The sequence below is a fragment of the Actibacterium sp. XHP0104 genome, assembly GCF_025751515.1.
Lineage (GTDB): Bacteria > Pseudomonadota > Alphaproteobacteria > Rhodobacterales > Rhodobacteraceae > Actibacterium_D.
Genome location: NZ_JAOWLE010000004.1, coordinates 85,607 through 97,394, shown reverse-complemented (window position 1 = coordinate 97,394; position 11,788 = coordinate 85,607). Strand labels below are relative to the sequence as shown.

14 protein-coding genes and 1 tRNA gene are annotated in these 11,788 nt (G+C 64.3%); 8 read left to right on the top strand and 7 right to left on the bottom strand.

The genetic code is table 11. The features are described 5' to 3' along the window. Positions 1-42 precede the first annotated feature (42 nt). A complete protein-coding gene (locus OE856_RS08135; RefSeq protein WP_263715582.1) occupies positions 43-1,080 on the bottom strand; it encodes a LacI family DNA-binding transcriptional regulator in 1,038 nt (345 codons plus the stop codon). 130 nt (positions 1,081-1,210) lie between these two features. Between OE856_RS08135 and OE856_RS08130 the strand changes: the two genes are divergently transcribed. Together OE856_RS08130 and OE856_RS08125 are read left to right on the top strand one after the other, a co-directional pair. After that, positions 1,211-1,287 (top strand) — tRNA-Arg (locus OE856_RS08130). A 140-nt stretch (positions 1,288-1,427) separates the two neighbouring features. Beyond that, positions 1,428-1,799 carry a hypothetical protein gene (locus OE856_RS08125; RefSeq protein ID WP_263715581.1) on the top strand — a complete coding sequence of 124 codons (372 nt, stop codon included), beginning with the start codon at positions 1,428-1,430 and terminating at the stop codon, positions 1,797-1,799. A gap of 28 nt (positions 1,800-1,827) precedes the next feature. Here OE856_RS08125 and OE856_RS08120 read toward each other — a convergent pair whose 3' ends face one another. Beyond that, the gene (locus OE856_RS08120) at positions 1,828-2,532 is read right to left on the bottom strand and encodes a winged helix-turn-helix domain-containing protein (protein WP_263715580.1); all 705 of its coding nucleotides are present in this window, start codon (positions 2,530-2,532) and stop codon (positions 1,828-1,830) included. Beyond that, on the bottom strand, positions 2,504-2,914 hold the full coding sequence (locus OE856_RS08115) for a hypothetical protein (RefSeq protein WP_412174873.1): 411 nt from the start codon (positions 2,912-2,914) through the stop codon (positions 2,504-2,506). Before OE856_RS08115 ends, OE856_RS08120 begins: the two co-directional genes overlap by 29 nt. A 48-nt stretch (positions 2,915-2,962) precedes the next feature. Here OE856_RS08115 and OE856_RS08110 point away from each other — a divergent pair, with 48 nt between their 5' ends. The 4 genes from OE856_RS08110 (at position 2,963) to OE856_RS08095 (ending at position 6,145) form a co-directional block, all read left to right on the top strand. Then, positions 2,963-3,487 carry a hypothetical protein gene (locus OE856_RS08110; RefSeq protein WP_263715579.1) on the top strand — a complete coding sequence of 175 codons (525 nt, stop codon included), beginning with the start codon at positions 2,963-2,965 and terminating at the stop codon, positions 3,485-3,487. A 40-nt stretch (positions 3,488-3,527) separates the two neighbouring features. Further along, on the top strand, positions 3,528-4,166 hold the full coding sequence (locus OE856_RS08105) for a ribonuclease HII (RefSeq protein WP_263715578.1): 639 nt from the start codon (positions 3,528-3,530) through the stop codon (positions 4,164-4,166). An 89-nt stretch (positions 4,167-4,255) separates the two neighbouring features. Beyond that, complete coding sequence (locus OE856_RS08100) at positions 4,256-5,368, top strand: site-specific DNA-methyltransferase (RefSeq protein WP_263715577.1); 1,113 nt, start codon at positions 4,256-4,258, stop codon at positions 5,366-5,368. Positions 5,369-5,548: 180 nt separating this feature from the next. Further along, positions 5,549-6,145: a LysE family translocator gene (locus OE856_RS08095; protein WP_263715576.1), complete on the top strand. Its 597-nt coding sequence runs from the start codon at positions 5,549-5,551 to the stop codon at positions 6,143-6,145. Positions 6,146-6,149: 4 nt separating this feature from the next. Here OE856_RS08095 and OE856_RS08090 read toward each other — a convergent pair whose 3' ends face one another. Next, positions 6,150-7,274: an alkane 1-monooxygenase gene (locus OE856_RS08090; RefSeq protein ID WP_263715575.1), complete on the bottom strand. Its 1,125-nt coding sequence runs from the start codon at positions 7,272-7,274 to the stop codon at positions 6,150-6,152. 7 nt (positions 7,275-7,281) lie between these two features. Further along, entirely contained in the window at positions 7,282-8,304 is a 1,023-nt protein-coding gene (gene mutY / locus OE856_RS08085) for an A/G-specific adenine glycosylase (RefSeq protein ID WP_263715749.1), read from the bottom strand. A gap of 116 nt (positions 8,305-8,420) precedes the next feature. Between mutY and OE856_RS08080 the strand changes: the two genes are divergently transcribed. Both OE856_RS08080 and OE856_RS08075 read left to right on the top strand, forming a co-directional pair. Then, complete coding sequence (locus tag OE856_RS08080) at positions 8,421-8,942, top strand: DUF721 domain-containing protein (RefSeq protein ID WP_263715574.1); 522 nt, start codon at positions 8,421-8,423, stop codon at positions 8,940-8,942. A gap of 14 nt (positions 8,943-8,956) precedes the next feature. After that, positions 8,957-9,583: a DsbA family protein gene (locus OE856_RS08075; protein WP_263715573.1), complete on the top strand. Its 627-nt coding sequence runs from the start codon at positions 8,957-8,959 to the stop codon at positions 9,581-9,583. Here the strand turns inward: OE856_RS08075 and lpxK are convergent. Together lpxK and OE856_RS08065 are read right to left on the bottom strand one after the other, a co-directional pair. Next, on the bottom strand, positions 9,580-10,572 hold the full coding sequence (gene lpxK / locus OE856_RS08070; protein ID WP_263715572.1) for a tetraacyldisaccharide 4'-kinase: 993 nt from the start codon (positions 10,570-10,572) through the stop codon (positions 9,580-9,582). The genes OE856_RS08075 and lpxK overlap by 4 nt on opposite strands. Next, on the bottom strand, positions 10,572-11,780 hold the full coding sequence (locus OE856_RS08065) for a 3-deoxy-D-manno-octulosonic acid transferase (protein ID WP_263715571.1): 1,209 nt from the start codon (positions 11,778-11,780) through the stop codon (positions 10,572-10,574). Before OE856_RS08065 ends, lpxK begins: the two co-directional genes overlap by 1 nt. Positions 11,781-11,788: the final 8 nt, after the last annotated feature.

Sequence of the window (11,788 nt, the reverse complement as noted above, 5' to 3'; positions counted from 1 at the left end):
GGCGGCGGCGGGGAGTTTCCCGAAAATGTTAATAAAGCTGTATCAGCTACGTTTCAGCGTCTGGCCGATTTCCAGACGCGGCGTCAGCTCGATACGCTCGCCCGCGTTGGGGGCGCCCTCGTCGACACAGCGGGCGATGATCTCGGCCGCCTTGGCGCCGATCTCGCGGCGGCAGGCATCCATCGTAGCCAGGCGCGGGTTCAGGCCCTCGAGCAGCTCGATCCCGTTGAAACCGGCAAGCCCGACCTGTCCGGGCACGTCGATGCCGTTATCCAGGCAATACAGCAGCCCGCCCGCGGCGATCATGTCGTTCGAGTAATAGATGAAATCGATGTCGGGGGTGCGTTTCAGCACGGCCTCGGTCATCTCGCGGCCTTTGACCATGGCCGAACCGCCGGAATAGAACTCGTGATCGGCGATCTCGATCCCCTGTTTCGCCAGGGCCGAAGTCAGCCCCTCGAACCGTTTGCGGGCGCGGTGGTCCAGCGGCATCTTGGTGCCCAGAAAAGCGATGCGTTTATAGCCGGCGGCGGCGATGGCGCGGCCCATCTCGATACCGGCGCGGCGATGCGAGATGCCGACCATGCTGTCGACCGGCTCGCCATCGGTATCCATGATCTCGACGATCGGAATGCCCGCGTTCATCAGCATGGCGCGCGCGGCATCGGTATGTTCCAGCCCGGCGATGATCACGCCCGAGGGCCGCCAGGACAGCATCTCGTACAGAACGCGTTCCTCGTCCTCGGGGTGGTAATGGGTGATGCCCACAACGGGCTGCAACGGCCCGTTTTCCAGCGTCTTGGTGATGCCGGTCAGAACCTCGGGGAAGACCATGTTCGACATCGACGGGATGATCACCGCCACAAGGTTGACCCGCTGCGATGCCAGCGCCCCGGCGATCTTGTTGGGCACGTATCCCAGACGCTTTGCCGCCGCCTGCACCCGTTCGCGGGTGGCGGGGCTGACATCGCCGCGATTGCGCAGCACCCGGCTGACCGTCATCTCGCTGACGCCCGAGGCCTCGGACACGTCCCGAAGGGTTAGCGGTCGGCGCGGACGGTCGGATGGCGGGTGTGACATGTGGGCCCCTGCATTCTTTGTGCTTGTTCCCAATAGTTAGCGGTAAAGCTGTCGGTTTTCCAAGCCCGTAATTGCGGCAGCGGCTGCGGGCTTGCAACGGCGGCGCATTCCGGCAAGAAAGGCATGGGCTGGCCCCGTGGCTCAACTGGATAGAGCAGCCCCCTCCTAAGGGGCAGGTTGCAGGTTCGAATCCTGCCGGGGTCACCATTCTCCAATGCTTTCAGGCTGACCGGCTTAGTCGCATTTCCAACGGATACAGAAATCTCCCGTCGTTTTGACTTGTCTTTGACGTGTTGACAGGATCTCCTTATTGGAGTCTTTCCAAATAAATGCAATCGGAGGTGATGGTGAAGAACAACCTGCGTATAGTGGCCGTCGCGGTGGCTTTCTTTGTATCTGGCTGTGCAAGCCAGATTATGGAGAGCTATGTGGGCAAGGATATCACAGAAGTGATTGTCAAATACGGTCCGCCAATGAACATGTTGGAAATGCCTGATGGCCGGAAGGCGTTTCAGTGGAGGGTTGATAGCAATGTCGTATTGCCATCGACCACGACCTATAATGCAACAACATATGGAAACGTGACCACCGGGTATGCCACCACTACGGGCGGATATGTCGGGTCTTCGCGTTGTGTTTATACGTTGTATGCAAAGGAAAACGCGCAGGATAGCTTTACCGTGATAGGCTATGAGAAGCCCACGCTAATGTGCGAGTAGGGTCTTTGTTCAAAGCCCCCACGCGCGCCTAGATCATGCGGATCACATCCTTGTCGATCGACAGCATGTAGCCCTTGCGGGCGATGTTCTTGATCAACAGCTCGCTGACCATCTGATTGCCCAGGGCATCGCGCAGGCGCTTGATGCGGGTGGCGCCGGCGGCCTCGTCGCAATCGGCGGCGCTGCGGCCCGATATCATCGCCTCGATCTCGGCGCCTGACAGAACGTCGTCATCCATGCGGGCCTCGGCCAGCACCGACAGGGTTTCGATCGCGGCCTCGGTCAGCTTGAAGGCCATGTTGTTCAGCAGCACGGTGTTCTCGCTGCGGCTGATCAACAGCGACGAGACCTGGATGCCGGCGCGCTCGATCTCGCCCATGCGGCGGTTCAGCGCGATGATGGTGACCAGAAACACCAGCGCCGCGATCAGCAGCGCGGTGGAAAACACCAGCAGCACGAAGATCACCGTGCGATATGAGGCCAGAACCCCCGAAAAGGCGGTGCCGGATTCGGCCAGGATCTCAAGCAGCTTGATTTCCGCGTTCGAGGTCAGGTCGTCATTCTCGACAAAGATCTGTTCGACCCGCGCGTTGAACGCGTTGGCATCGGGCAGGTTGATGAACAGCAGAACGGCCGCGGTCAGCAGGATCGCGACGATAATCACGATGCCGATCTGCACAACGAACGTGCCCGATCGCCGTGTCTCAGAAGCGGAGGAAGTACTGTCCCGCACTGTCTTTCCTTTCAGCCAGCCCGCCTTGGTCGAAAAGTGACATCACATTCAGCAACTGCCAGCCATTGCGCGTCAGGCGTTTTTCCACTTCGGACGCGGCCGCCTTGCGATTGCCGCAGGCCGCATCGGGCAGTTCGATCACGCCGTAATGCAGGCGCAGGGGCGAGGCTTTCTTGGCCTTGTAGTCCGCATAGCAGGCCGCGCTGGCCGGCAGGGCCAGGAACAGGCTGATCGCGAAAGCGGACAAGGGTAGCATGCGGTTTTTCATGCCCCCACGATGCGGCAGGCGCGTCAGATATTCAATAACAATAAGGATTTTGGTCGGGCTATCCGATAGCGCGGGGCTGTTATTGCCTGCATGCCGGGGCGGGCGCATCGTCATGGGGCAGCCCGCTGACACCCGGTCGCGGGCAACAGGAAAGGAAACGCCATGACCCGCAAACTGATTGCAGGCATTGCCGCGGCCGCGATTGCGCTTAGCGTCGGTGCCGCACCGGCCCAGGCGGCCAGCGATGGTGAAAAGATCGCGCTTTGGCTGCTGGGCGCCGCCGCCGTTGCCGCCGTCATCGACGACAAGAACAAGAACGCCCGGAATTCGCCCCATCGCCAGACCATCATCACGCGCAGTGATGATCGCTCGCAGCAACGCTATTATGACCGCGATGATCGCTGGGATCGCGACCATCGCCATGACCGCTGGCGCGACAACGATCGCCGCGGCCGCCATTCGTCGAAGGTTGTGCCGCAATCGTGCCTGCGCGCCGGGTTCGAGGTTGGCAAGCGCCACAGCCGCGCCGAAAGCTTTGTGTCGATGCAATGTCTGGCCCGCCGCGGCGCCATCCCGTCGATGCCGCGCAGCTGCAAGGCCAGCTATGTGAATGGCCGCTATCGGTATCAGGGCTATGACCTGGGCTGCCTGCGCGACAAGGGCTATGTGGTGCGCGCCAGCCGATAATTCCGCTTGCCCCCGGCGGATGGGCGGGTGATCAGGGGGTATGACCAAGACATCCCCTGATTTCACCTTCGAGCAGACCGCCCTGGCGCGTGGTGCGCGCTATGTGGTGGGGGTGGATGAGGTCGGGCGCGGGCCGCTGGCCGGGCCGGTAACGGCCGCCGCCGTACGCCTGAGGCCCGACCGAATTCCGCAAGGGCTGAACGATTCCAAGGCGCTAAGCGCGAAACGGCGCGAGGCGCTGTATGACGAGCTGATGCAGGTGGCCGATGTCAGCGTCGCCCATGCCAGTGTCGAAGAGATCGACGAAATCAACATCTTGCAGGCCGCGCATCTGGCCATGTGCCGGGCGGTGGCGGGGCTGCCGCAGCTGCCTGACCTGGCGTTGGTTGACGGCAACCGCCTGCCCAAGGATCTGCCCTGCGCGGGCGAGGCCATCGTCAAGGGCGACGCGCGGTCGGTGTCGATTGCGGCCGCGTCGATTGTTGCCAAAACGGTGCGCGATCGGCTGATGGTGGATTTGGCGCAACAGCATCCCGGCTATGGATGGGAAAACAACGCCGGATACGGGTCAAAAGCGCATCTGGAGGCGCTGCAAAATCTTGGTGTGACCCCACACCATAGGCGTTGTTTCAAACCCGTGCACAATATCTTGTATCAAGCCAAAACAGTAAGTGACTGATTCAAAAAAGAATTTGACGCCGAATCACCTTTGACTCATCTTTGTGGGTAACAAGACGACGCCAAAATGGCGCGGCACCAGAGGCAGAGATGAAGACGATGACCAAGTCGAAGAAGGCGGCCGAGTTGCCGCTCAATCAGATTGTGGCCGGCGATTGCGTGGAAGTGATGAACAGCCTTCCCGAGAATTCGGTCGACCTGATTTTCGCGGATCCCCCCTATAACTTGCAGCTCAAGGGCGACCTGCATCGCCCCGACAATTCCAAGGTCGACGCGGTTGACGACCACTGGGATCAGTTCGACAGCTTCCGCGCCTATGACACGTTCACCCGCGACTGGCTGACCGCCGCGCGCCGCATTCTGAAACCGAATGGCGCGATCTGGGTGATCGGCAGCTATCACAACATTTTCCGCATGGGCGCCGAGTTGCAGAACCAGGGGTTCTGGATTCTCAACGACGTTGTCTGGCGCAAATCGAACCCGATGCCGAATTTCCGCGGCAAGCGCCTGACGAACGCCCATGAAACCATGATCTGGGCGTCGAAATCCGAGGGTGGCAAATACACCTTCAACTATGAGGCGCTGAAGGCCCTGAACGAGGGCGTGCAGATGCGCAGCGACTGGGTGCTGCCGATCTGCACCGGGCATGAGCGTCTGAAAGACGAAAACGGCGACAAGGCCCATCCGACGCAAAAACCCGAAGCCCTGCTGCACCGCGTGCTGGTCGCTAGCACCAACCCCGGCGACGTGATCCTTGACCCGTTCTTTGGCACCGGCACCACCGGCGCCGTGGCAAAAATGCTGGGCCGCGATTTCATCGGGATCGAGCGCGAAGAGGCCTATCGCAAGGTGGCCGAGAAACGCATCGCCAATGTGCGCAAGTTTGACCGCGAGGCGCTGTCGGTCAGCACCTCGAAACGCGCCGAGCCGCGCGTGCCCTTTGGCCAGCTGGTCGAACGCGGCATGCTGCGTCCGGGCGAGGTTCTGACCTCTCCGCGCGGGAAAACCGCCAAGGTGCGCGCCGATGGCACGCTGGTGGCGCAAGACGTCAAGGGATCTATCCACCAGGTGGGTGCCGCGCTGGAAGGCGCGCCCAGCTGCAACGGCTGGACCTATTGGATGTTCAAGCGCGACGGCAAAACCGTGCCCATCGACGTGCTGCGCCAGCAGATCCGGTCGGAGATGGCTGAGCGCCCGCACTGATCTTACCGAAAATTTAGGCTTACCGCCGGTGCCTGTGGCCTGACACCACGGCATCAACTTGCCCCGCCTGCCTGGCGGGGCTTTTTTCGTGTGCGCAGTGCAGTGGATTTGCGCAGGAACCGGGTCGATACGCGACGCGGGATCAGATGATCTGGGGTCTCATAGTATCGGAGATGCCAGATGTTTCAGACCGCCGCCGCCCTGATCGTTTTCCTGTTTCCCCTCGCCTACAGCCCCGGACCGGGCAACATGTTCTTTGCGGCGATGGGGGCCCGATTTGGTTTTGCCGCCACCGTGCCCGCCAGCATCGGCTATCACGTCGCGACATGGATCGTCACCGTGGCGATCGGGTCAGGCTTTGTGGTGGTCATGGATCAGCTGCCCCAGCTTTTCGTCGCGCTTAAACTGGCCGGGTCGGCCTATGTTTTGTGGATCGCCTGGAAACTGTTCAGGGCTGGGGCGGTGGATGCTGATCCGCACGCCAGGCCGGCCGGCTATTGGGATGGGGTGATCCTGCTGACCCTCAACCCCAAGGCCTATGTGATCATTGCCTTGATGTTCACCCAGTTTCTGGGCGGGGTCCAGTCGGGGCAGTTGTTGGCGGTTTTGCTGATCAGCACGGTGTTTACCCTGAATAACCTGGTGGCGTTTTCCGTGTGGACGGTGATCGGCCAAAAGATCGCCCGGCTGTTCCGCGCCCAGGACAGCGCCCGAAGGCTGAACCGGATGTTCGGCGTCATCCTGGCTTTGGTCGCGGTTTGGATGCTGGTCTCTTAGCCCGTCAGGCGCCGCGCGGCTGCGGTGTGGCGGCGCAGTCGTAGGGGGCCCAGTCGTCGATCTCGGGGTAGAACTTGCGGCGCCAGGCGCGCACGCGCGGGTCCATCCGATAGCGCCACAGCGGCGGCACCATCGCCATCGTGCCCATCACCGGATAGCCCAGCGGCAGTTGCGGCGCCTGATCGGGGCCGTGGTTCTGCAACAGCGGAAACGGCCGGTCGGGTTTATAGTGGTGGTCGGAATGGCGTTGCAGGTTGATCAACAGCCAGTTCGATCCGCGATGCGCGGCGTTCCAGCTGTGATGCGGCTGGACATGTTCGTATTTGCCGTCGCCCAGGTGTTTGCGGGTCAGGCCGTAATGTTCGATGTAGTTGGTCAGCTCCAGCTGCCAGATCGCGCTGATCGCCTGCCAGACGAACAGCAACAGCCCGACCCAGCCGCCGACCACAACCGCCAGCGCCAGCGCCGCCAGTTGCAACGCACCATAACGCCAGAACGGGTTTGACCGGTGCGTCGCGGGCAGGCCCTTGCGCGCCAGCATCGCCGCCTCGGCCCGCCAGGCCGAGCCGGGGCATTCGCGCAGCACCCGCAGGATGAACCGGTAAAAGCTCTCGCCAAAGCGTGCCGTCACCGCGTCGCGCGGGGTGCCGACATGGCGGTGGTGGACCAAAAGATGCTCTGACCGGAAATGGCTGTACAGCACCGAGCCCAGCAACAGATCGGCCATCCAGCGTTCCAGCCGGGTCTTCTGGTGCATCAGCTCGTGCGAATAGACGATGCCCACCGTGCCCGAGATTGTGCCGACGCCAAAGAACAGCACGATGATCTCGATCACCGACAGATGGTCGGTGTGGGTGACCCACCAGATCATCCCATAGATGCTGGCCGCCTGCACCGGGAACCAGATCAGCGTGATCAGCCGATACCAGAACAGATCGGCGCGCGCGGTTTCGGTGGGCAGGTTCTCGCGGTCCAGCCCGCTGGCCAGGTCGATGAACGTGGTCAGCCACCAGGCGTAAAAGGGCAACAGCAGAACGGTCCAGCTGCCCCAGATGGCGGCGATGACGGCCATCGGGATCAGTCCGAGAGACAACCAGAACGGTAGGGCGTGGCGTAGCGTAGGTTTCATGGCGCGACTATTGCCCGGGCTGGCGGGCAAGGTCAAAGGCCTTGCGCATCACCGTGGGCAGATCCGAGGGCCTAAAATCGCCCGGCGCGACAAAGTGCCCGCGATCAGGGGCAGAATCGAGCGGCACCTGCGCCACGCGCAGCGCCAGGTGCAGGTGGAAATGGGTGAATGTATGCCGCACTTCGGCGCCGGGATCGTGCCATTGCGCCGTGATTGGCGGGCAGTCAGTGGGCGATTCGCCCCAGTCCGATCCGGGCCAGCCCAGCATCCCGCCCAGCAGCCCCTTGTCGGGGCGGCGCTCCAGCAGCCAGGCGCCATCGGCGCGGCGGGCCAGATAGGCAATACCGTGGCGCGTGGGTTTGGGCTTTTTCGGGGTCTTGCGCGGCAGATCGGCCTGAATGCCGGCGGCATGGGCGGCACAGGCCGGGCGCAGCGGGCACAGCCCGCAGGTGGGCGATTTCGGGGTGCAGATCGTGGCGCCCAGATCCATCACCGCCTGGGCATGGCATCCGGGCCGGGTTTGCGGGGTCAGCCGGGCGGCCAGGGCGGTCAGCTCTGGCTTGGCCTTGGGCAGCGGGGTCTCGACGGCGAAAAGGCGGGCCATCACGCGTTCGACATTGCCGTCAACGACGGTGGCCGGTTCGTCAAAGGCGATCGCGGCAATGGCCGAGGCGGTATAGGGCCCGATGCCTGGCAGGGTCAGCAGGCCCTCGCGCGACTGCGGGAACTGGCCGCCGTGGTCTTGGGCCACAACCCGCGCGCATTTCAGCAGGTTGCGCGCCCGCGCGTAATATCCCAGCCCGGCCCATTCGCCCATGACATCGGCGTCCTCGGCCGCCGCCAGCGCACCCACATCGGGCCATCGCGTGGTGAAGCGGTGGAAATAGTCGCGCACCGCCGCAACGGTGGTTTGTTGCAGCATCACCTCGGACAGCCACACGGCATAGGGGTCGGGCCGCTGCCCGGCCTTGCGCGCCAGCGGCCCCACGCGCCAGGGCAGATCGCGCGCGTGGCGGTCATACCAGTGCATCAGCGCGGTGCTCACCTCTTTGTCACGCAAGTTTTATGCCCTTTTCCGTGATACCCATTGGCGCGCCGGGCGCCGGTGCATAAGAATAGGGGCTGAGACAGGAATTGACAGGCGTGATGAGCAAAGCCCCCACCGACAGTCCCCCCAAGCGCCGCAAACGCGGGTTTGAACGGGCGTCGCAGCTGCTGAACGGGCAGGTGCGGCAGGCGGGCGAGGCGCGCGGTTTTGCCGTGACGCGGCTGTTGACCCATTGGGCCGAGATCGTCGGTGAGGGCACCGCCCGCGTGGCCCGTCCGGTCAAGGTCAGCTATGGACGCCACGGGTTCGGCGCCACGCTGACGGTGCTGACCACGGGCGCCAATGCGCCGATGCTGGAGATGCAAAAGGAACAGATCCGCGAAAAGGTGAACGCCTGCTATGGCTATGCCGCGATTTCCCGGATCATGCTGACCCAGACTGCGCCCACCGGCTTTGCCGAGGGGCAGGCCCAGTTCGACCCCGCCCCGAAACAGAAACCCGCCCCCGATCCGCAGGCCCTGGCCGAGGCCAAGGCCCTGTCGCGGGGCGTAGGTGACGACCACCTGCGCGCCGCCTTGGAAAACCTGGGGCGCAACGTATTATCCCGAAAGAAACGGTAACGGAGACCGAGTAAATGGACCGCAGAACCGCACTGATCCTTGGCACCGGCGCAGTCGCCGCGATGGCGACCCCGATGTCGGCCCTGGCCAACGAAGAGGCCGCCGCCGAGGCCGCCGCGCCCGAGATCATCGATTACGCCATTGGCGCCGAAGACGCGCCGGTGACGGTGATCGAATATGCCTCTTTCACCTGCCCGCATTGCCGCGCCTTCCACGAAGAGGTCATGCCCAAGCTCAAGGCCGATTACATCGAGACCGGCAAGGTGCGGATGATCTATCGCGAGGTCTATTTCGACGGCCCCGGCCTGTGGGCGGCGATGGTGGCGCGCTGCGGCGGCGAGGCCCGCTATTTCGCGATCACCGACATGCTGTATGAAAAACAGCGCGAGTGGATCGGCGATGGCAGCGGCAATGCGATCGTGCAGAACCTGCGCAAGATCGGCCTGGCCGCTGGCCTGACCGCCGAAGAGCTGGACCAGTGCCTGAGCGACGGCGCCACCGCGCAAGCGCTTTATGACCACGACCAGGCGAACCGCAAGGAATATGCGATCGAGGGCACGCCCTCGCTGGTGGTCAACGGCACGCTGCATGGCAACCTGACCTACAAGGGCCTGAAAGAGGCGATCGACGAGGCGCTTTAAGCCAACAGCCGATCCAGCGCCGCATCCAGCGGCGCGGGGTCGGCCAGTTCCAGCCGCACCGGCACGGTCAGCACCTTTTGCCGAAAGCTGTCGGGCAGGCGCACGGCGTCTTTCTCGGTGGTGATCAACTGGGCGCCCAGGGCGGCGGCCTCGATCTCCAGCCGTTTCATCAGGGCCTCGGTCAGGGGCTGGTGATCGGCCAGCGATTCCGCGCGCAACAGGTTGACCCCCAACGCCTCGACCGTGGCAAAGAATTTCTGCGGGTGGCCGATCCCGGCAAAGGCCAGCACGTTCAGCCCGGCCCAGTCCATCCCCGTGGGCAGCGGTTTCAGCGCGCCCGTCAGATGCGGCAGCGTGACCGCATGGCCCCATGTCTTGGCAAAGTGGCGCTGGGCGGCGGCGGGGCCGATCGACAGCACCAGATCGCCGCGCGCCATGCCGGTGGGCACCGGTTCGCGCAGCGGCCCGGCGGGGATGACCCGGCCATTACCGAACCCGCGCGCTGCGTCGACCACGATGATCGACAGATCCTTGTGCACGGCGGGGTTCTGAAACCCGTCATCCAAGATGATCACATCGGCCCCGGCGGCCTCGGCCGCGCGCGCACCGGCGGCGCGGTCCTTGGCGACCCAGGTCGGGGCAAAGGCGGCCAGCAGCAGTGGCTCGTCACCGACGTCATCGGCGGTGTGGTCACGCTCGATCACCTGAACGGGGCCTTCCAGGCGGCCGCCATAGCCGCGGCTGACCACATGCGGGGTGTGGCCGCGTTCGATCAGGCGCATGACCAGCGCGATGGTGGTGGGCGTCTTGCCGGTGCCGCCGGCATTGATGTTGCCGACACAGATCACCGGCACCTTGGCGCGATGCGGCGCGCCCTGGCGCAGGCGGCGGGCCGTGGCCCCGGCATAGAGCGCGCCCAACGGTGCCAGCGCGTGGGTGGCAAGGCCCGGCTGATCGGGCGGGTTGAACCAGAACCGGGGCGCGCGCATCAGATGCCCTCCAGCGTGTCGAGCCGATCCATCAGCTGGCTGGCGATATGCTGGGTGGTCTGGGCGCCACGGGTCGAGATATCCCAGGCTGCATGGGCCAGTTCGGCGGCTTTCTCGGGGGCCAGCAGGATACCCAGCGCGCGCGCCATCGCATTGGCGTCACCAACGGTGCGACAGGCGCGCCCGACATCCAAGCGGCGGTAGAAGGCTTCGTGGCGGCCCAGTTTCGGCCCGTGCAAAAGCGCAGAGCCAAGCGCCGCGATCGCCTGCGGCTGGGCGGGGGGCTCGGTGTCGGGGGACAGGGTGCCGCCGGCGAAAGTGATCGGCGACAGCCGCAGCCACAGGCCCTGATCGCCGGCGGTATCAGCGACATAGATCTGGGTTTCTTCATGCGGTTCCTGCCCGGCCGAGCGCAGCGCTACGCGCCAGCCTTCGGCCTGAAGGGTCTGGGCCAGATCGGGGCCACGGGTCGGGTCGGCGGGCACGAGGATCAGCAACAACCGGTGCACGTGACGCGCGGCAACCGCGTGGGCGGCGACGACGATATGGTCTTCGCGGGCGGTGACATCCAGCGCCAGCCAGCATTGCCGCCCGGCCAGCAGGCGGACGAAATCGTCGCGCTCGATCTCGCTGCAATGGGGCGGGACGGTGCCTTCGCACAGCAGGCCGACCTGTTCGACCCGCTCGGGCGTGGCGCCCAGCTTGAGGATGGTGGCCGCCTGTTCATAACCCGAAGCAAAGATGTGATCGAACCGGCGCAGCGCCAGGCGGGCGGGCTTGATCCGCAGCGAATCCTCGTCGGCGATCAGGTAAAGCGGAATGCCGCGTTTCTGGGCCTCGGCAGTGGCGGGGATGCCGGCGGTAAAGAACAGGCCGATATCGGGCCGCCAGTGATCCAGAAAGGTGCGGGCAGCGGTGTTGCTGTCGCCCGGGGCCAGGGTGCGCAGCACCGGCAGGTTGGTGAAATCGGCATCACGGCTGCCTGGGCCGGTGACCAGGAAATTGAGGGTGCCGTATTCATCGTCCAGCGCGGTCATCAGCGCCCGCACGGGGCCGGCGGGGCGGCCGGCTTCGATATGCACCCACATCAGCGGGCCGCCGCCCGGGCGTTCGAGGGGAATGTCGGGCGTCTGCGGATCGGTTGTGTCCGGCTCCTGCGGGGCAGGGCCGGGCACCAGGGTCCGCAGCCAGTTCAGCATTCCCGCCATGGGCCGAG

Bases quoted from the DNA above. Each gene is read 5' to 3' on its own strand.
- OE856_RS08075 (WP_263715573.1), top strand. From the start codon at position 8,957: ATGGACCGCAGAACCGCACTGATCCTTGGCACCGGCGCAGTCGCCGCG.
- OE856_RS08065 (WP_263715571.1), bottom strand. From the start codon at position 11,780: ATGGCGGGAATGCTGAACTGGCTGCGGACCCTGGTGCCCGGCCCTGCC.
- OE856_RS08110 (WP_263715579.1), top strand. From the start codon at position 2,963: ATGACCCGCAAACTGATTGCAGGCATTGCCGCGGCCGCGATTGCGCTT.
- OE856_RS08135 (WP_263715582.1), bottom strand. From the start codon at position 1,080: ATGTCACACCCGCCATCCGACCGTCCGCGCCGACCGCTAACCCTTCGG.
- OE856_RS08080 (WP_263715574.1), top strand. From the start codon at position 8,421: ATGAGCAAAGCCCCCACCGACAGTCCCCCCAAGCGCCGCAAACGCGGG.
- OE856_RS08105 (WP_263715578.1), top strand. From the start codon at position 3,528: ATGACCAAGACATCCCCTGATTTCACCTTCGAGCAGACCGCCCTGGCG.
- OE856_RS08095 (WP_263715576.1), top strand. From the start codon at position 5,549: ATGTTTCAGACCGCCGCCGCCCTGATCGTTTTCCTGTTTCCCCTCGCC.
- OE856_RS08115 (WP_412174873.1), bottom strand. From the start codon at position 2,914: ATGACGATGCGCCCGCCCCGGCATGCAGGCAATAACAGCCCCGCGCTA.
- lpxK (WP_263715572.1), bottom strand. From the start codon at position 10,572: ATGCGCGCGCCCCGGTTCTGGTTCAACCCGCCCGATCAGCCGGGCCTT.
- OE856_RS08100 (WP_263715577.1), top strand. From the start codon at position 4,256: ATGAAGACGATGACCAAGTCGAAGAAGGCGGCCGAGTTGCCGCTCAAT.
- mutY (WP_263715749.1), bottom strand. From the start codon at position 8,304: ATGCACTGGTATGACCGCCACGCGCGCGATCTGCCCTGGCGCGTGGGG.
- OE856_RS08090 (WP_263715575.1), bottom strand. From the start codon at position 7,274: ATGAAACCTACGCTACGCCACGCCCTACCGTTCTGGTTGTCTCTCGGA.